We start from the raw sequence: 17,246 nt of genomic DNA on the forward strand, positions 1-17,246 counted from the left end.
CCTGAAATTCCGTTTTTCCGTCGGATTTGCTCTTGACTTCCCGGGTAAAATGGTGTAGCATTATTTATGTAAAGTCTTTGAGCTTTACAGTTTGGAGGTGCCGTCCATGAAAAGTCAGGCGTACCGAATGGCAATGCTCTATGATTTTTACGGGAATCTGCTCACCGAGCGGCAGCGCGACCTCTTCGACCTGTATTATAATGAGGACCTCTCTCTGGCCGAGATCGCCGAAAACTGCGGCATCACCCGGCAGGGCGTGCGGGACGTCATCGTGCGCGCCGAAGCGATCCTCTCCGAGATGGAAGATAAGACCAACCTTGTGCGGCGCTATCAGGAAATGCGCTCGGGGATTGAAGCCATAGAGAATGCCGCCGAGGAAATTCTGACGATCAACCGCCGCCAGTATGACAACGCCCGGCTCGCCGCACTGGCGGAAACCGTCCGGCAGACGGCGGAATCCATGAAAGAATAGCCCTTTTCATCCGGGAGCGGGCAATAAGCATCCATCCTCTGCTCCCGCTTTAGCTTATGGTACCTGGAGGTTTCTGGTATGGCGTTTGAAGGATTAACTGAAAAGCTCTCCGCGGCCTTCAAGCGTCTGCGGGGAAAAGGCCGGCTCACCGAGGCGGATATCCGGGAGGCGATGCGGGAGATCCGTATGGCCCTGCTGGAGGCCGACGTGAGTTATAAGGTGGTCAAGGATTTTGTCGCCCGCGTCAGCGAACGGGCCGTGGGCGCCGACGTGCTGGAAAGCCTCACTCCCGCCCAGATGGTAGTTAAAATCGTGAATGAGGAGCTCGTCTCTCTCATGGGGGGAGCCAACGCAAAGCTGGCCGTTTCCTCCCGTCCTCCCACGGTGATCATGCTGGTGGGACTCCAGGGCGCTGGCAAAACCACCAACGGGGCCAAGCTCGCCGGATACCTGAAAAAGCAAAACAGCCGCCGTCCTCTCCTGGTTGCCTGCGACGTCTATCGTCCCGCCGCCATCAAACAGCTGGAGGTAGTGGGTGGCCAGCTGGGCATCCCTGTCTTTCAGATGGGCCAGGGGGACCCCGTGGAAATCGCCAAAGCCGCGGTTTCCCACGCCGTGCAGCACGGGAACGACCTGGTGCTCCTGGATACCGCCGGCAGGCTCCACGTTGACGAGGAGCTCATGGCGGAACTGAAGAATATAAAATCCGCCGTCCGCCCCGCCGAGATTCTTCTGGTGGTGGACGCCATGACCGGCCAGGATGCGGTGAACGCCGCCAAGGCCTTCGACGACGCCCTGGGGATCGACGGCGTCATGCTCACCAAGCTGGACGGAGACGCCCGGGGCGGCGCCGCCCTTTCGGTCAAGGCCACCACGGGCAAACCCATCAAATTCGTGGGCACCGGGGAAAAGCTGGACAGCATCGAGCCCTTCCACCCCGAGCGCATGGCCTCCCGCATTTTGGGCATGGGGGATATGCTTACCCTCATCGAAAAGGCGGAGCAGTCCTTTGACAAAAAGAAAGCCGCCGAGCTTCAGTCCCGGCTGCGCGCCAATAAATTCACCCTCACGGATTTTTACGATCAGATGGTGCAGCTGCGGAACATGGGCGGCCTCTCCGAGATTGCCGCGAGCCTCCCCGGCGCCGCAGGAAAGGCTCTCCAGGGAGCCAAGATGGACGAAAAGATCTTCACCCGCATGGAGGCCATTATCCTTTCCATGACCCCCGGCGAACGGGAGAACCCCTCTGTCCTGAATAACAGCCGGAAACGCCGCATCGCCGCCGGAAGCGGCACCGGAGTGGTGGATATCAACCGCCTTTTAAAGCAGTACGAGCTGCTTCAGTCCATGGCCAAGCAGATGGCCGGCGGCAAAATGCCCAGGGGGATGCCCGGAATGCCCGGGGGTTTCGGGATGGGCGGAAAGAAAGGCCGTTTCCCCTTTTAAATTGCTGAAAATATCCCTCCGGATATTTTTTAGAATCTTTCAGGAGGTGAATACAAGATGGTTAAAATCAGACTCCGCAGGCTGGGCGCCAAAAAAGCCCCCTTCTACAGAATCGTGGTGGCCGATTCCCGTTATCCCCGCGACGGACGGTTCATCGAGGAAATCGGCACTTACAATCCCTGCGTGCAGCCCGCCGAAATCAAGGTGGATGCAGACCGTGCCGCCGCCTGGATCAAAACGGGCGCTCAGCCCACCGATACCGTGAAGGCTCTGCTGAAAAAAGCAGGGGCTCTTTGATTGGAGAGAATCCTATGACAGAATTGCTGCTGTATATCGCAAAGAATCTGGTGGACCATCCCGAGCAGGTCTCCGTCAGCGAAAAGCAGGGAGAGAACGAGCTTGTGCTGGAGCTTCACGTGGCGCCGGAAGACATGGGAAAGGTCATCGGCCGCCAGGGCCGGATTGCCAAGGAGATCCGCACGGTGGTAAAGTCCTTGGCCCAGCGTTCGAATCAAAAGGTCTCGGTGGAAATCGTCGACTGAACGGACATGCTGCCGGCGGTGCAGAGCATCGGATCGTTTGTCCCGCCGGCCGTCCGCCGGTTCTTTCGGCGCGGGAATACTCCCGCGCCGTCGGCGTTTTAAAAGCTCTCCGGCTGTTCGCCGCCTGCGAAAAGAAACGAAGGAGGAACCCCGGTGAAAAAGGAGTTTCTGGAGGTTGGGGAAATCGTCGGTGTCCATGGGATCCGGGGTGAAGTCAAGGTGGTCCCCTGGTGCGACACCCCCGAGTATCTCAAACACTTCGACACGTTTTATATCGGCGCGCTCCCCCGGAAAGCGCGGTCCCTCCGGATCCACAAATCCTTTGTGCTCCTGACCCTGGAGGGGATCGACGATAGGGACAAGGCCCAGGCCCTGGTGGGGTCGGTCCTTGCGGTTCCCCGGGAAGCGGCTTCTCTGGCCGAGGGCCGGCATTTTATCGCCGATCTCATCGGCCTGGAGGTTCTCGACGCGGATACCGGTGCCTCCGTCGGCCGTCTGGAGGAGATCTTTCCCTCCCCCGCCCATGATATCTACGTAGTCCGTGGCAGGCGGGAATACCTGATCCCGGCGGTGTCCGAATTTATCCGCCAAATCGATCCGGAACACGGCTTTATCCGCGTCCGGATCCTGGAAGGAATGGCCGCCGATGAGAATTGACATCATGACCCTGTTCCCCGACACCGTGGGAGACATGCTCTGTGAAAGCGTCCTGGGCCGGGCCCAGGAGCGGGGCTATATCCGCATCGAATGTCATCAGATCCGGGACTATACGGTGAACAAACAGAAGCAGGTGGACGACGCGCCCTACGGCGGCGGCATGGGCATGGTCATGCAGGCCGATCCCCTTTACAGGTGCTGGGAACACATCTGCGGGGAAGCCGGTTTCCGGGTACACACCGTCTCCATGTCCCCCGCCGGCAAGCTGTTCCGGCAGGAAGACGCCAAGCGGCTCAAGGAATACGACCGGCTGATTCTGGTCTGCGGCCACTACGAGGGGATCGACGAGCGCTTCGTGGAAGAGTGTGTGGACGAGGAGCTCTCCATCGGCGACTTTGTCCTCACCGGCGGGGAAATTCCCGCCTTGGCGGTGGCGGATGCGGTCTGCCGCCTGGTTCCCGGCGTTCTGTCCGACGAATCCTGCTTCACCGAGGAGAGCCACTGGAACGGGCTGCTGGAGTATCCCCAGTATTCCCGCCCCGAGATCTGGCATGAGCGCCGGGTGCCGGAAATTCTCCTGTCCGGGCATCACGTCAACATCGCCAAATGGAGAAAGCGCCAGTCCCTCCTGCGGACCCTTTCCCGCCGGCCCGATCTGCTGAAAGACGCCCGGCTGGACAAGGACTCCGCAAAAGTCCTGGAGGAACTTCGCCTGGAACAGGATCATTCTTCCCCGGGGGAACCCTGACTGCGCATGCAGGTGGATTCTTCTTTTACAGCTTAAAACAGCGTCGCCGAGGCAGCCTCCTTTCCGGGGCTGCTTTTTGTTGTGATAATCGGTGCTCTGCCGGATAGATCCGCCCGCGATTGAGATCCGACCCCTTCGGTAATTTTTTCATTTGCCGCTGTGCTGCTGTCTTCCGACCGTCGCCCTCCTTTGCCGCCTATGTAAAAAGCGCCGCTTTCCCGTTTTTTCCGTCCGCCTTCCGTCAGCAGCTGGAACTCCCTGCGGTGTCTGTACTTTTTGTTTGATTTTGTAATAATATTGTAACGTTTTTCGACCGAATATTATCCATTATTCTCCTTTCCGTTGACATAATTCGGGCCAAGTGGGGCTGGTTTTCCTCTCTCGGCCCTCCCTATTGACTTATGTGGTGAACGGGAGTATAATTAGCCAATAGTTTTTCATATAATGAAATAATTACAGTTTGTAACCGTTCGTTTCCAACGGCTGATGCTCCGCTTCCGCCGGGAGCGTATTGCCCTCCGGCAGCCATCTTCCCGGCCGCTTCCAGGTTGGCGGCGCCGTTTCAGCCGGCATTCCGTTGCCCCTTGCGCCCTTGAAGGGGCAGGTTGCCCGAGGTTGTATAAGCAGCCTTAAAACAGGCAATAAATGGAATGGTACGAACGTGCCGCGTGCCCTCGCGGCGCAGCGTAAGGGAGGTAATTATGCCAAAGCAAATCCTGTCCGACGCTTTTCGCACGGTTTGGTCCGCGCGTTGGCGGATCGGAACCACACTGCTGGTCTTCTCGCTTTTTGTCGGTGTGCTGGCAAACACTGTATCTGCGAAAACCGTCTATATCGTTTCCGACTCGGAACAGACAGCACCCCTGGATGCTTACGATGAAACCAGTCACGATCTCTTGGTTCAGGCCGGTATCCAGGCGGACGTCTCGGGTGAGACGGGCGTCCTCGGTGCAAGCTCGTCCCAGCTTATCGTCAATCGCAGCCAGGTTGTCACGGTGAAGTATAACGGCGCAGCAAGCTCCATCATGGCAAATACAAATGAAACGGTGAGCAGCATCCTCTCCCGGTTGGGAATCGACGTCTCTTCCCGGGACATCGTGTCCGTGGACATCGGCGACACCGCCGAGTCCGGCATGGTGATTTCCGTCACCCGCAAGATGATCTATTACCAGCAGGTCAGCGAAACTCTCGGCTATGATACCCAGCGCGTTGCGGATCCGTCAGTGCCTCTGGGCACAGAAACGGTGACGCAGAGCGGAACGGCCGGGTCCAAAACCTGCACCTATGAAATCGTCTATGAGGACGGCGAAGAGATTTCCCGCCAGCTGGTAAACGAGGAAGTTGCCGTCGAACCGGTAGACGAGATTGTCACTTACGGCACCAGGGCTCTTAAAATCGGTTTCTCCGATCCCATCAAGTCCGTCAGCGCCTTTGCCGGCGGCGGAGGGATCATCACCACCAGCTCCGGCGCAACAATTCAGTTTTCAGATGCGATCACCTGCACCGCCACAGCCTACACTACGGAGGGCAAATCCTGGAAAACCACTTCAACGGGCACCACTGCCCGGTACGGCGCAATCGCGGTGGACCCCACGGTCATTCCCTACGGCACGAAAATGTATATCGTGAGCAATGACGGCAGATATATTTACGGCATTGCGGTGGCGGAGGACTGCGGCGGCTCCATCAAGGGCAAAAAAATCGACTTGTTTTTCGACACCTATGACGAGTGCATCACCTTTGGGCGCAGAGACTGCACCGTCTATATCCTGAACTGACACCCGCCTGTCACGGCGCGGGAAGACTTATCCTCCAAGATACGTCTTCCCGCGCTTTTCTTTGTATGATACTGTTCTTCTATTAAAAGCGAATAAGATTTGCGAAGGAAATTTTATGTCCTGCAAGGCCGAGGAGGAAAGCGGGCTGACGCCCGCCGACGACGAGAACGCGGCAGGGCGGAAAATTGACCGCAAAGATATTTGCTCTTTTAGCGGAAGAACAGTATGAAACGTCTTTCCCCGCTGCAAAGCCTGTATCCCGAGTCCGTGTCTTGCCCTGGGCTCCGCGTCTGTGTTATACTGGGAACGAATTTTCTTCCTCCGTGAGGTAAAAGAAAGGGTTGTGTCCGGGTGGATCTGTGCAGTGAAAAAGAAATCAAATCGCTTTTGGACAGGCACGGGTTTCGTTTTTCCCGTTCCAAAGGCCAGAATTTTCTCGTGGACGGCCGTGTCCCCGAGGAAATTGTCCGGCGCTCCGGGATCGGCGAGGACTGCGGCGTCCTGGAAATCGGCCCGGGTATCGGCGCTCTCACCGTCTGCCTCAGCCAGGCTGCGGGGCGTGTCCTCGCCGTGGAGCTGGACAGGGCTCTGCTTCCTCTTCTGTCCGAAACTCTTTCCGGCTGCGGCAATGTGGAGGTCCTGTCCGGGGATGTTCTGAAGCTGGACCTTCCCGAGTTGGTCCGCTCCCGTTTTGCCGGGTTTCGTCCCATGGTCTGCGCCAATCTTCCCTACAACATCACCTCTCCCGTCCTCACGGCGCTGCTGGAAAGTGAATGCTTCCAGGCTGTCACGGTGATGGTCCAGCGCGAGGTGGCCCTTCGGCTCACCGCCCGGCCCGGAACGTCGGAGTACGGTGCCTTTACCCTGTTCCTGCAGTATTACGCCGTGCCGGAGCTTCTGTTTGACGTGCCTCCCGAAAGCTTCCTCCCCCGCCCCAGAGTGACCTCCTCCGTAATCCGGCTGCGCATCCTGGACTCTCCGCCGGCGTCTGTTCCGGACAAAGCTTTCTTTTTCCGCGTCGTCCGGGGCGCTTTCGCCCAGCGGCGTAAAACTTTGGTGAACGCCCTTTCCGCCGCGTTGGGAATACCGGATAAAGACGTCCTTGTCCGGGTCCTGTCTTCCTGCGGCCTTTCCCCGGATATCCGGGGAGAACGCCTGTCCTTCGAGGAGTTTGCCCTCCTGTCCCGCAGCCTGAAGGAAGCGCTTTGAATTTTCCCTCCCCGCCGCGCAGGGCCGCCTTTTTCCCCGGCGGCGGAAAAGAAATCGGGGGGATTGCTCATTTTGGCTTGCAATATCCCTCCGTATTCTCTATTATTGTAAATATATTATGTGGGATATGAAAAAATGGATATTTTGAGGATAGATGATTCAAGGGAGGAAACCGAAAAAATGCCATTGACCAAGAACAAAGCGGTTTTAAGCTGGATCGACGAGATGGCGGCTATGACGCGCCCGGATCGAATGGAGTGGATCGACGGCTCCGAAGAGCAGCTGGAAAAGCTCCGCGCCGCCGCCTGTGGGACCGGTGAACTTTACCGGCTGAGCGAAGAGAAGCTCCCCGGCTGCTACCTGCACCGCACGGCGGTCAACGACGTGGCCCGGGTGGAGCACAGGACCTTCATCTGCTGCCGGCGTCAGGAGGACGCGGGTCCCACCAACAACTGGATGGCTCCGCAGGAAATGTACGCAAAGCTTAAAAAGCTGTACGCCGGTTCCATGGAAGGGCGCACCATGTATGTAATTCCCTACTCCATGGGCATTGTCGGCTCCCCCTTCGCCAAATACGGCATCGAGCTCACCGATTCCATCTACGTGGTTATGAACATGGTGATCATGACCCGGGTGGGTACCGAGGTGCTGGACGCGCTGGGCGACAGCGGAGATTTCGTCAGGGGGCTTCATTCCAAGGCCCAACTGGACGAGGAGAACCGGTATATATGCCATTTCCCCGAGGATAATACCATCATGTCGGTTAATTCCGGCTACGGAGGGAACGTCCTTCTGGGCAAAAAGTGCTTTGCCCTGCGCATTGCTTCGTTTTTAGGCAGAAACGAAGGCTGGATGGCCGAACATATGCTGATCCTGGGCGTCGAGAACCCCAAGGGAGAAGTACGGTACATCGCGGCCGCCTTCCCCTCCGCCTGCGGAAAAACCAACCTGGCAATGCTCATTCCTCCTGAAATCTATGCGAAAAAAGGTTATAAGGCCTGGTGCGTGGGAGATGATATCGCCTGGCTCCGGGTCGGCCCGGATGGGCGCCTGTGGGCGGTCAACCCCGAAAACGGCTTCTTCGGCGTCGCCCCCGGCACCAACGAAAAGTCCAATCCCAACGCTCTGGCTTCCACCCGCCGGAACACCATCTTCACCAATGTGGTCCACAACCTGGAAGACAACACCGTGTGGTGGGAAGGCCTCAATAAAACGCCTCCGGAGCACGCTCTGGATTGGAAAGGCCAGCCCTGGGACGCTTCCTTGGGCACCAAGGGAGCCCATCCCAACTCCCGCTTTACGGCGCCGGCTTCGGGATGCCCCTGCCTCTCCCATGAGTTTTATAATCCTCAGGGCGTTCCCATATCGGCCATCGTTTTCGGCGGCCGCCGGGCGAAGACCGCCCCCCTGGTGTATCAGTCCCGCAGCTGGCGGCACGGCGTCTTTGTGGGCTCGGTTATGGCTTCGGAAACCACTGCGGCCGCTTCCGGCGCCGTGGGCGTGGTGCGCCGCGACCCCATGGCCATGCTCCCCTTCTGCGGCTACCACATGGGAGATTACTGGCAGCACTGGCTGGATATGGGGGAAAAGATCGGGCAGAAACCCAAGATTTTCAATGTCAACTGGTTCCGCACGGACGATAAGGGCGATTTCATCTGGCCCGGCTTCGGAGACAACCTCCGGGTGATTGAATGGATTCTCGCCCGTGCCTTTGATGAGGCGGATGCCGCCGGCTCTCCCATCGGATTTTTGCCGAAACCCGGGGACATCAATCTGGAGGGTCTGGATCTTGCCCCGGAAACCATGGAAGAGCTGCTGCGGGTGGACCCCGCCCTCTGGCGCGCGGAAGTGGACAATATTCGGGAGTTCTACGGCAAATTTGGAGACAAGCTGCCCCGGGAACTGGCGGAGGAGCTGGAAACCCTCAGCAAAAATCTGCAGTAACCGGCGGAGAAAATGAAAATCTTCTGTTAGGAGGCGGCTCATGGAAGGCGAAGAGTATACCAAAGACCGGAAGGAAGACGAAACGGCCGGCAGCTCCCGGTATCCCTCCGGGGAAGACGGCGCGATAGACGAGCAGGCGGCAGTGTCTGAAGAAGAATCCCCGGAAGACGACGAATGGGACGAGGAAAGCGAAACCGGCGGGGAAACGGAAGACGGCGAAGAGGAAGAAGCCGAAGAGGAAGAGTACGAAGACGAGGAAGAGTACGAGGATGAAGACGAAAGCGGCAAGGAAGACGGATTCCCCGAGCGTCAAACAGGCCCCTCTTCCTGTTATGGAAGCTGCCCGGTGGGCCCCGCGCAGGACGGTCCGGATTTCAAGGGCTTTTCCATGCGCTGGTATATCTTTTTTGTCAATATCCTCATGCCGTTTATCATCGTTCTGTCTCTGTTCCAGCTGTATCGGATCATTATGAACTTTTCCAGCTTGGTGGAAAACATCGGTTTGTCGATATCTATCAGCCCTCTTGCGGGTGCTTACAGTATCGTAACTCTAATCTCCCTCTTTGTGATGTCCATTCTCAGCATTCTGGTATTCTGGAACCTCAGAAAGTATAAGCTCCTGGGCTATCGGCTGTATTGGGTATTTTTAGGCGCCTTTGTTCTGTTCCGCATTCTTCTCATTCTCATTGCGTATCTCCTCTTGCCGGAAAGCGGCATCGCCGAACTCTATCCCTCGTTTATGATTGTCGTTTACGGGTTGACCGGCCTGTATCTGAAAAAGCGAAAACCCATTTTCACCTGATACCCAATATAAAACGCGGCCGTAAAGGCCGCGTTTTATTATTCTCAGGCGGCCTTGATGAACATCTGCGTCCAGTACAGCGTGCCGTTGGACTTTTTTGCAACTCCCACGCCGATCTGGTTGTAGGCGGGGCTGAGAATATTGCTCCTGTGCCCTGCCGAATTCATCCACATGTTCATGACCTCCTGGGCGGTCCTGGCCCCGTAGGCGATGTTCTCCCCCGCCGCGGAGCATTTGATCCCGAAGTTGTCTATCATCACGAAGGGCGAGCCGTAGGTGGGCGACTGGTGGTCGAAATAATTTTTGTCGATCATGTCCTGGGATTTGTACCGGGCCACCCGGGAAAGCTGCCAGTTGGCCGTCAGGGTCTGAAGCCCCCGGTTCGCCCGTTCGATGTTCACCAGCCGGATCACCTCGTTTTCCAGCGTCTTGATGTCGTCGATGTTGGGAATGGAGAGCACCTGCCCCGGATAAATGAGGTCCGGGTTTTTAATCTGCGTATTCGCCGCTATGAGCTCGCTGATCCCGATCTGGTATTTCACCGCGATTTTCCACATGGTGTCCCCGCTCTTCACGGTATAGCTCCCCGCCGCCGCAAGGCCGCTCACCGGGACAAACGTCAGGGCAAATATTAAAAAGCAGACGCAGAATTTTTGAATTCTCTTTTTCATATCGATCCTCCTTATCCATAGTGTTCCGGCAATCCGTCCCTTTATCTCATTCCCGTGCCGCCGCATCCCGCTAAATTTTCTTCCATTTTCTTAAATTATCGCGGGCCGTTATATTCCGTCCCTCTCGGTAAGAAGCCGCCGGAAATCCTTATTTTGTAATTTGGTATGCGATGCCCCTTCCCCCGGCAAAGTGAATTCATGAGATTGCACTTGACAAAGCCTCAGAACTTTGTATAATATATCATGCACTGAGAAAGTGCTCCGTTGCGGGATTGTGTAATGGTAGCACGACAGACTCTGACTCTGTTTGTGAGGGTTCGAGCCCTTCTCCCGCAGCCAAAAGGGAATCCCCCGTACTGTATTTGTACGGGGGATTCCCTTTCTTATAGCGTGAGGGTGCCGCCATCCTCAAAAGTGCGGCCCGTGAACTTTTCTTTGTCCTACAGATACGAATATCGCAGCACGGGCTTCATCTGCATGTCCTTGGCAAGGGCGGCCAGGGCCTTTTCCGCGTCCCGCTCCAGCATGGCCCCCACGATTTCGGCATGACAGTTTACCTGTTTTTCAATAAGGGACGGATACTGGAAAACCGCCAGAGACGTGTCCCTCAGGTTTTTGTAGATGGTGTCCGCCAGCACCTGGTTGCCCGAGAGCTTTCCCAGCGAGGAGTGAAAATAGGTGTTGGAGGTGTTGTACGGGTCCATGATACCCTCCGTCCCGGGCGGCGTCTGTAAAAGCGCCGCGATTTCGGCGTCGCCTGCCTTTTGGATCGCAATCATGAGAGCCATGGACTCCACGTGGTACCGCACCTGCTGGAACTGCCGGATATACTCCTCCGTAAGCCGGTTAACGAGATATCCTTTCCGCGGAAACCGGATGAGATATCCCTCCTGGCACAGCCGCTGCAGAGCCTCCCGCACCGGAACGCGGCTGACCTGAAACTTTTCCGCGATCTCCCGCTCGGCCAGCATCTGGTTTGGCATATACACGCCGGAAAGCAGCTCTTCTCTCAGCTTCCGGCTGATGGATTCCGCGTTGTACTGGCTCATAAAAACATCCCCGTCCGTTCAGGTATACCAGTCGAAAACCGGCTGGCTTCTAGCTTGCCGCTCTCGGCCATGTATCTTCGCCCGGTCCGCCTCTGCCGTGCCGGTCTAAAACAATCTGCATTCTTATTTATTATATTAGTATACCATATCGACATTTGTTTGAATATCGGATATTTTGAAATTGACAGGCATGTACGCATATGGTATACTTCATGGCATACCAGTGGTATACCAGATGGAAGAGAAAGTGAACCATGGAGTACGAATTTGATGTCCTCGTTTCCCGGGAGCATACCGGCAGCGAAAAATACGACGGTCTGCCCGACGGCTTCAGGTCTTTGGGGGCCATTACATACGGCGGCGCGGAACTGGACGTGAAAACCGCGCCCTGCATCCGGGAAGCCTTGGAAAAGCGCGCCCGGGATGGGATCTACGGCTACACAAAGCCCGACGATGCGTATTTTGCCGCCGTGGAAGGCTGGATGCGCTCGGTGCGTTCCTGGGACATTCGGCGGGAGTGGATCGTCCCCTCCTATGGGACGATGCAGGCCGCCTGTGCCGCGATCCGCGCCTTTTCCGGGGAGGGCGACGGCGTCATCGTCCAGCCTCCCGTCTACGTCCTCTACCACCGGGAAATCGCCCGCACCCGCCGGGAAATCGTCAGCAATCCCCTGATTCTTGAAAACGGGCGCTACCGTATGGACTTCGATCATCTGGAACAGGTAATGTCCCATCCAAAAAATAAGCTCCTGCTCCTGTGCAATCCCCACAACCCCATCATGGACCACTGGGAGCGGGAGGATCTGGAGACCGTGGCTCGTCTGGCGGAAAAACACGGTGTCCTCGTCTTCTGCGACGAGATCTTCGCCGAGCATGTGTGCGGCGGCACTCTGGTCCCTTACGCCGAGGTGGGCGGGGACAACTGCATTGTCGCCACGTCTTTGGGCAAGGCTTTTAATTTTACCGGCTCCAGCCATGCAAACGTGATCATTCCCGGAAAGCTTGTCCGGGAAAAATACATGGAGCAGAGAAATTACGATCATTACGGCAGCATCGATCCCTTTATCTACACCGCGACGCTGGCCGCCTACACTCCCGGGGGGAAAGACTGGATCGACGCGCTTCTTGCCTATTCCGGAGAAAACATCCGCCTCCTGTCCGATTTTTTCGCGGAATATCTGCCCCGGGTGCGGCCCTGCCGGCACCGGGCGGGCACTCTGGTTTGGGTTGACTTCAACGGACTTGGCCTCGGCGAGAGTGCCTTATGGGACTTCTTCGAAAACGAGGCGGCTTTCACCGGCGACAGAGGAAGCATCTACGGCCTGGGGGGCAACGGTTTTGTGCGGTTCCAGATGGGGACCCCCAGAAGCATCCTCCTGAAAGCTCTGGACCGGTTTCGGGCCGCGGCGGAAAAACAAGGATGGCTTATGTGACCTGATACACTACCGTATATTACATAATGAAAGGCGAGAGAAAGATGAAAATGAGGTCCCGTAAAATTCTTGCCGGCGTGACGGCGCTTGCCCTGTGCCTCGTCCTGACGGCATGCGGCAGTTCCCAGAGCGCGGCCACTCCCTCCCCCAGTCCCTCCCCCACGGAAACACCCCAGCAGGTCATCAAAGTCGGCATGATGGCGACTCTGAAGCCCTTCGTGTATACCGACGACAGCGACAATATCATCGGTTACGACATCGACATGCTCAACGCCATAGATGAGCTTCTCCCCGACTATACTTTTGAGTATCAGAATCTCCAGTTCAGCGTCCTGTTCACCTCTCTGGAAAACGGGACGGTGGATATGCTTACCGGCACCATCGGCCGCAACGCCGAGCGCGAAGCCAAATACCTGGTGCCCTCTATTGATTCGGGCTATGTGGTTTCCTCTCTCGTGGTCCCGGAGGATGACACCGCCACCAATTCCTTTGACGACATGGCCGGCAAGAAGATCCCCATGGACCCCGCCCGCTATGAGTACAACGTCATGAAGGAATATAACGACGAACACCCGGACAAGGCCATGGTGATCGTGGAAATGGCCGATGTGACCCAGGCCGACTCCATGAAGATGGTGGCCGACGGCCGGTGCGACGCAGCCCTCATCTACCGGGATTCCTTCGAGGAAATTCAGAAAGAGCTGGATCTCCCCGTCCGCATGAGCGACGTCTACGCCGTCAAGCAGCCCTACTGCCAGCTCATCAATCCCTCCCTCACCGAGTTCGGCGCCAAGTATGAGGAAGCCCTTCAGACCCTCATCGACAACGGCACCATGAGCCAGATTTCGGTCAAATGGCTGGGCTACGATATGTTTGCCGATAACTGAAATTGACGGATTCGGCCCTGCCGGATATAATCTAGAAAATACGAAACTGTCATCCCGGAGCGAAGCGAAGGAGCTTGTCCCGCCGGAAAACTCCTTACGCTTCGTCCCCCGGGGTGACTGGTTTTCGTTTATCGAAGCGAAGATCGGGTGACGGATATGGGAAAACTCTTCAGCGTGTCATACTTTGGAAATGTGATACCGAAGCTGCTGTCTGCTCTGCCCAGTACGATCGGCATCGTCCTGGCCTCTCTTGCGTTTGGGCTGGTGCTGGGCTTTCTGGCCGCCGCTCTTCGGATCCGCGGCGGCCCGGTGATGAGCCGGATCGCCGCCTTCTACATATCCTTCATGCGGGGCGTGCCCCTCATAGCTCTTATGCTCCTGGTCTATTTCGGTTTTCCTCAGCTCATGTCCTTTTTGGGATTCGAAGCGGGCTCCTGGCCGAAGTATCCCCTGGTGATTGCCTCCTTTGCCCTGAACGTCTCCGGATATCTGGCGGAAAATATGCGCAGCGCCTATCTTTCCGTGGACAAAAGCCAGTTTGAGGCCGCCCACAGCATCGGGATGACGGGGCTTCAGGGCTTTGTCCACATCATCTTCCCTCAGGCCGTCACCAATGCTCTGCCCAGCGTGGGCAATACCGTCATCATGCTCATCAAGGACACCGCCCTGGCGTTTTCTTTGGGCGTCGTGGACATCATGGGCAAGGCCGTTCTGATAAACGCCAGGAACTACGGCGCGCGCCAGGTGGAAATCTTCGTCGCCGTGGGGCTCATCTACTGGGCGGTCTGCTTTGTTCTGGAGCGGATTCTGGACCTCCTGGAGAAGCGGGGCAGAAAGCCCCTGCGTCTCGGTTAGGGGGGAGATCATGAGACTGGACACCCAATTCATGCTGGACTCGATACCCATTATCCTCAAAGCCCTTCCCGTCACCGCCTTCATCTCGGTTTTCTCCATGCTGCTCGGCGGCCTCCTGGGCCTTCTCATCGCCCTGATCCGCTACTATAAAATTCCGGTTCTGGACCGGCTTTTTCGGGTATATGTCTCTTTGATCCGGGGCTTTCCCCTCATGGTGCAGCTCTATCTTGCCTACTTCGGGCTCCCCTTTTACATCAATATGTACTGTCAGTCCGTGGGCATCGACAATCTGGCCAAAAACATTCCTCCCCTGGCCTTTGCCGTTTTCGCTTTTTCCGTCAACACTTCCGCCTATGTCTCCGAGGTTTTCCGCTCCGCTCTGGACTCTCTGGACAAGGGCCAGCGTGAGGCCTGTTCCTCCATCGGCATGACCTCCTTTCAGACCATGGCACACATCCTGCTTCCCCAGGCCATGGTGGCGGCCATCCCCAACCTGGTGAACCTGTTTCTGGGCAATATCAAGGCCAGCACCCTGGCTTACATGATCTCCGTCCACGAGATGATGGGCGTGGCGGTGGTCCTTGCCAACCGGGCGTACAACTATCTGGAGATTTACATCGTCACCGCCGTCATCTACTGGCTCCTGTGCGTGCTGCTGGAGCGGGTCTTCGCCAGAATGGAATTTCGCTTTTCCAGGTATAAAGTGAGGGTCTAGTTATGATCAGGGTAACCAACGTGCATAAAAAATTCAAGGACCTGGAGGTCCTCCGGGGCGTGGACCTGGAGGTGAAGGACGGCGAGGTCATCTCCATCCTGGGGCCCAGCGGCTCCGGTAAGACCACCCTTCTCCGCTGCATCAACTTCCTGGAAAAGGCGGACGAAGGGGAGATGGAGATCGGGGACCGGAAATACTCCCTGAAATACGCCACCAAGAAGCAGAAACTGGAGGTCCAGCGGAAAACCGCCATGGTCTTCCAGCTTAATAACCTTTTCGCCAACAAGACCGTCCTGGAAAACGTCACCATCGGGCTTACCGTGGTGCAGAAGATGAACAAGGCCGACGCCCGCCGGGTGGCGGTCCGGTACCTGGAAAAAGTGGGTCTGGGCGACAGGCTCTCTTCTTACCCCGCCCAGCTCTCCGGAGGCCAGCAGCAGCGCGTGGGCATCGCCCGGGCCCTGGCCCTGAATCCCAGCGTCATCCTCTTCGACGAGCCCACCTCCGCCCTGGACCCGGAGCTCGTGGGCGAAGTCCTCTCCGTCATCCGCCAGGTGGCGGAGGAGCATATTACCATGGTGATCGTCACCCATGAGATGGCTTTCGCCCGGGATATCTCCGACAAGGTAGTCTTTATGGACGGCGGCGTGGTGGTGGAGTCCGGGACTCCCGAGGATATCTTTTTGAATCCGCAGAAAGAGCGCACCGTCCAGTTTCTCCAGCGGTTCAGGCAGGTCGGGGAGGCGGTAAAATGAAAACGGAACTTGTGCAAATCGAAGCGGCTGAGATATTCCGCAGCCTCACCATGGAGGCCTGTGTCCCCCTCATGGCGGACACGCTGAAAAATCTCTCCGCGGGCGGCACCTTTCAGCCTCCGCGGTCCGTTCACGTTTTGCCCGGCGGCGGCCTTTTCGGCTTCATGCCCGCGTATCTCGGGCCCGACGATTACTTCGGCGCCAAAGTGGTCACCGGCTTTCACTCGAACCAGGGGACCGAATATCCCTCCCACATGGGCAGCGTCCTGCTTTTCGACTCGAAATACGGCGCCCTGCGCGCCATGGCGGAAGCCGGCGCCGTCACCCAGATCCGCACCGGCGCCGTGAGCGGCGCCGCCACCGGCCTTCTGGCCAGACGCGATGCCTCTTCCCTCGCCCTCATCGGGGCCGGCGCCCAGGCCAGGTCCCACCTGGCGGCCATGTGCCTCGTCCGGCCCATCAAGCGCGTCACCGTCTGGGATTATTACCCCCAGGCGGCCGAAGCCCTGGCGAAGGAGATCCGGGAGACCCGCGGCCTGGAGGCTTCCGCCTGCCTTACGGTGGAGGATACGGCAAAGGATGCAGACATCGTCTGCACCGTCTCACTGTGTAAAGAGCCTGTCCTTTACGCCCGTCATGTAAAGCCCGGGGCGCACATCAACGCCGTGGGCGCCTTCACGCCCACCACCCGGGAAGTTGCCTCGGATCTGGTGGCTGCGTCCAAACTCTATGCCGACAGCCGGGAGGCCATGCTCCGGGAATGCGGGGAGTATCTTGTTCCCAAGGCCGAAGGTCTGCTAAATGACTCCCATATCCGGGGCGAGATCGGCGAAATCCTCCTGGGCAGGTGCCCCGGCCGGGAAAACGACTCTGAAATCACCCTCTTCGACGCCCTGGGCCTGGCCTCGGAAGACGTTGCCTGCGCCAAATATGTCTATCTCAAAAAGCTGGGAAGGCTGTAACTTCATTCAAATTGACTCTTGACAAGGGCAAGCCGGCCGGGTTACAATAGCAGCAATTCATCCAAAATGAATATCGTCCCATAAAAGACGATGACGGGAACAAGACATCTGAAACGGTCTTCAGAGAACCGGCGTTTGGTGCAAGCCGGTGTCCGCGCCGATGTGCATAGCTCATCCCCGAGTCGCCCGTTCGAAGGTCCTCCTAGAACGGGACGCCTGGACAGCGTTACGGGTCCGGACCTTGATGGAGGTCGGCGAGGGCCGTTCGGGTAACCGGCGGTCAAAGTAGGGTGGTACCGCGTGAATGCTCACGCCCCTGAC

18 protein-coding genes, 1 tRNA gene and 1 other annotated feature are annotated in these 17,246 nt (G+C 57.4%); of the genes, 17 read left to right on the plus strand and 2 right to left on the minus strand.

Annotation, left to right across the window (positions count from 1 at the left end):
* Positions 1–106: 106 nt before the first annotated feature.
* The 10 genes from ylxM (at position 107) to B9A13_RS03095 (ending at position 9,598) form a co-directional block, all read left to right on the plus strand.
* Positions 107–472 (plus strand): YlxM family DNA-binding protein, encoded by a 366-nt coding sequence (ylxM, locus tag B9A13_RS03050; protein ID WP_084233590.1) that lies wholly within the window; start codon positions 107–109, stop codon positions 470–472.
* A 78-nt stretch (positions 473–550) separates the two neighbouring features.
* On the plus strand, positions 551–1,918 hold the full coding sequence (gene ffh, locus B9A13_RS03055) for a signal recognition particle protein (RefSeq protein ID WP_084233591.1): 1,368 nt from the start codon (positions 551–553) through the stop codon (positions 1,916–1,918).
* A gap of 57 nt (positions 1,919–1,975) precedes the next feature.
* Positions 1,976–2,215: a 30S ribosomal protein S16 gene (gene rpsP, locus B9A13_RS03060; RefSeq protein ID WP_084233592.1), complete on the plus strand. Its 240-nt coding sequence runs from the start codon at positions 1,976–1,978 to the stop codon at positions 2,213–2,215.
* Positions 2,216–2,229: 14 nt separating this feature from the next.
* Positions 2,230–2,460, plus strand: a complete 231-nt coding sequence (locus tag B9A13_RS03065; protein WP_084233593.1) for a KH domain-containing protein — start codon at positions 2,230–2,232, stop codon at positions 2,458–2,460.
* 153 nt (positions 2,461–2,613) lie between these two features.
* Positions 2,614–3,117: a ribosome maturation factor RimM gene (gene rimM / locus B9A13_RS03070; RefSeq protein ID WP_084233594.1), complete on the plus strand. Its 504-nt coding sequence runs from the start codon at positions 2,614–2,616 to the stop codon at positions 3,115–3,117.
* The gene (gene trmD / locus B9A13_RS03075) at positions 3,107–3,865 is read left to right on the plus strand and encodes a tRNA (guanosine(37)-N1)-methyltransferase TrmD (protein ID WP_084233595.1); all 759 of its coding nucleotides are present in this window, start codon (positions 3,107–3,109) and stop codon (positions 3,863–3,865) included. Before rimM ends, trmD begins: the two co-directional genes overlap by 11 nt.
* A gap of 701 nt (positions 3,866–4,566) precedes the next feature.
* Positions 4,567–5,643, plus strand: coding sequence for a G5 domain-containing protein (locus tag B9A13_RS03080; RefSeq protein WP_159448005.1), 1,077 nt, complete (start codon positions 4,567–4,569; stop codon positions 5,641–5,643).
* 351 nt (positions 5,644–5,994) lie between these two features.
* Positions 5,995–6,852 (plus strand): 16S rRNA (adenine(1518)-N(6)/adenine(1519)-N(6))-dimethyltransferase RsmA, encoded by an 858-nt coding sequence (gene rsmA, locus B9A13_RS03085; protein WP_084233597.1) that lies wholly within the window; start codon positions 5,995–5,997, stop codon positions 6,850–6,852.
* Between the two features lie 135 nt (positions 6,853–6,987).
* The gene (locus B9A13_RS03090; protein WP_084233598.1) at positions 6,988–8,796 is read left to right on the plus strand and encodes a phosphoenolpyruvate carboxykinase (GTP); all 1,809 of its coding nucleotides are present in this window, start codon (positions 6,988–6,990) and stop codon (positions 8,794–8,796) included.
* A gap of 40 nt (positions 8,797–8,836) precedes the next feature.
* Complete coding sequence (locus B9A13_RS03095; RefSeq protein WP_084233599.1) at positions 8,837–9,598, plus strand: hypothetical protein; 762 nt, start codon at positions 8,837–8,839, stop codon at positions 9,596–9,598.
* A gap of 44 nt (positions 9,599–9,642) precedes the next feature.
* Here the strand turns inward: B9A13_RS03095 and safA are convergent, their stop codons facing one another.
* Positions 9,643–10,269: a SafA/ExsA family spore coat assembly protein gene (gene safA / locus B9A13_RS03100; protein ID WP_084233600.1), complete on the minus strand. Its 627-nt coding sequence runs from the start codon at positions 10,267–10,269 to the stop codon at positions 9,643–9,645.
* Positions 10,270–10,534: 265 nt separating this feature from the next.
* Here safA and B9A13_RS03105 point away from each other — a divergent pair.
* Positions 10,535–10,608: transfer RNA gene (locus tag B9A13_RS03105), tRNA-Gln, on the plus strand.
* 101 nt (positions 10,609–10,709) lie between these two features.
* Here the strand turns inward: B9A13_RS03105 and B9A13_RS03110 are convergent.
* A complete protein-coding gene (locus tag B9A13_RS03110; protein ID WP_084233601.1) occupies positions 10,710–11,318 on the minus strand; it encodes a GntR family transcriptional regulator in 609 nt (202 codons plus the stop codon).
* A 254-nt stretch (positions 11,319–11,572) separates the two neighbouring features.
* On the opposite strand from B9A13_RS03110, the gene B9A13_RS03115 reads away from it, so the two are divergent.
* The 6 genes from B9A13_RS03115 to B9A13_RS03140 all read left to right on the plus strand — a co-directional run bounded on the left by B9A13_RS03115 (position 11,573) and on the right by B9A13_RS03140 (position 16,925).
* Positions 11,573–12,751 carry a MalY/PatB family protein gene (locus B9A13_RS03115; protein ID WP_084233602.1) on the plus strand — a complete coding sequence of 393 codons (1,179 nt, stop codon included), beginning with the start codon at positions 11,573–11,575 and terminating at the stop codon, positions 12,749–12,751.
* A gap of 44 nt (positions 12,752–12,795) precedes the next feature.
* Complete coding sequence (locus tag B9A13_RS03120) at positions 12,796–13,638, plus strand: transporter substrate-binding domain-containing protein (protein ID WP_159448006.1); 843 nt, start codon at positions 12,796–12,798, stop codon at positions 13,636–13,638.
* Between the two features lie 156 nt (positions 13,639–13,794).
* Positions 13,795–14,493, plus strand: a complete 699-nt coding sequence (locus B9A13_RS03125; protein WP_084233604.1) for an amino acid ABC transporter permease — start codon at positions 13,795–13,797, stop codon at positions 14,491–14,493.
* Positions 14,494–14,503: 10 nt separating this feature from the next.
* Positions 14,504–15,208 (plus strand): amino acid ABC transporter permease, encoded by a 705-nt coding sequence (locus tag B9A13_RS03130; RefSeq protein WP_084233605.1) that lies wholly within the window; start codon positions 14,504–14,506, stop codon positions 15,206–15,208.
* A gap of 2 nt (positions 15,209–15,210) precedes the next feature.
* Positions 15,211–15,963, plus strand: a complete 753-nt coding sequence (locus B9A13_RS03135; protein ID WP_084233606.1) for an amino acid ABC transporter ATP-binding protein — start codon at positions 15,211–15,213, stop codon at positions 15,961–15,963.
* Positions 15,960–16,925 (plus strand): ornithine cyclodeaminase family protein, encoded by a 966-nt coding sequence (locus B9A13_RS03140; protein WP_084233607.1) that lies wholly within the window; start codon positions 15,960–15,962, stop codon positions 16,923–16,925. The genes B9A13_RS03135 and B9A13_RS03140 overlap by 4 nt, the downstream gene beginning before the upstream one ends.
* An 81-nt stretch (positions 16,926–17,006) precedes the next feature.
* Positions 17,007–17,246, plus strand: a binding site (T-box leader).

Origin of the sequence: Papillibacter cinnamivorans DSM 12816, from assembly GCF_900176335.1 — a bacterium.
GTDB classification, from domain to species: domain Bacteria; phylum Bacillota; class Clostridia; order Oscillospirales; family Oscillospiraceae; genus Papillibacter; species Papillibacter cinnamivorans.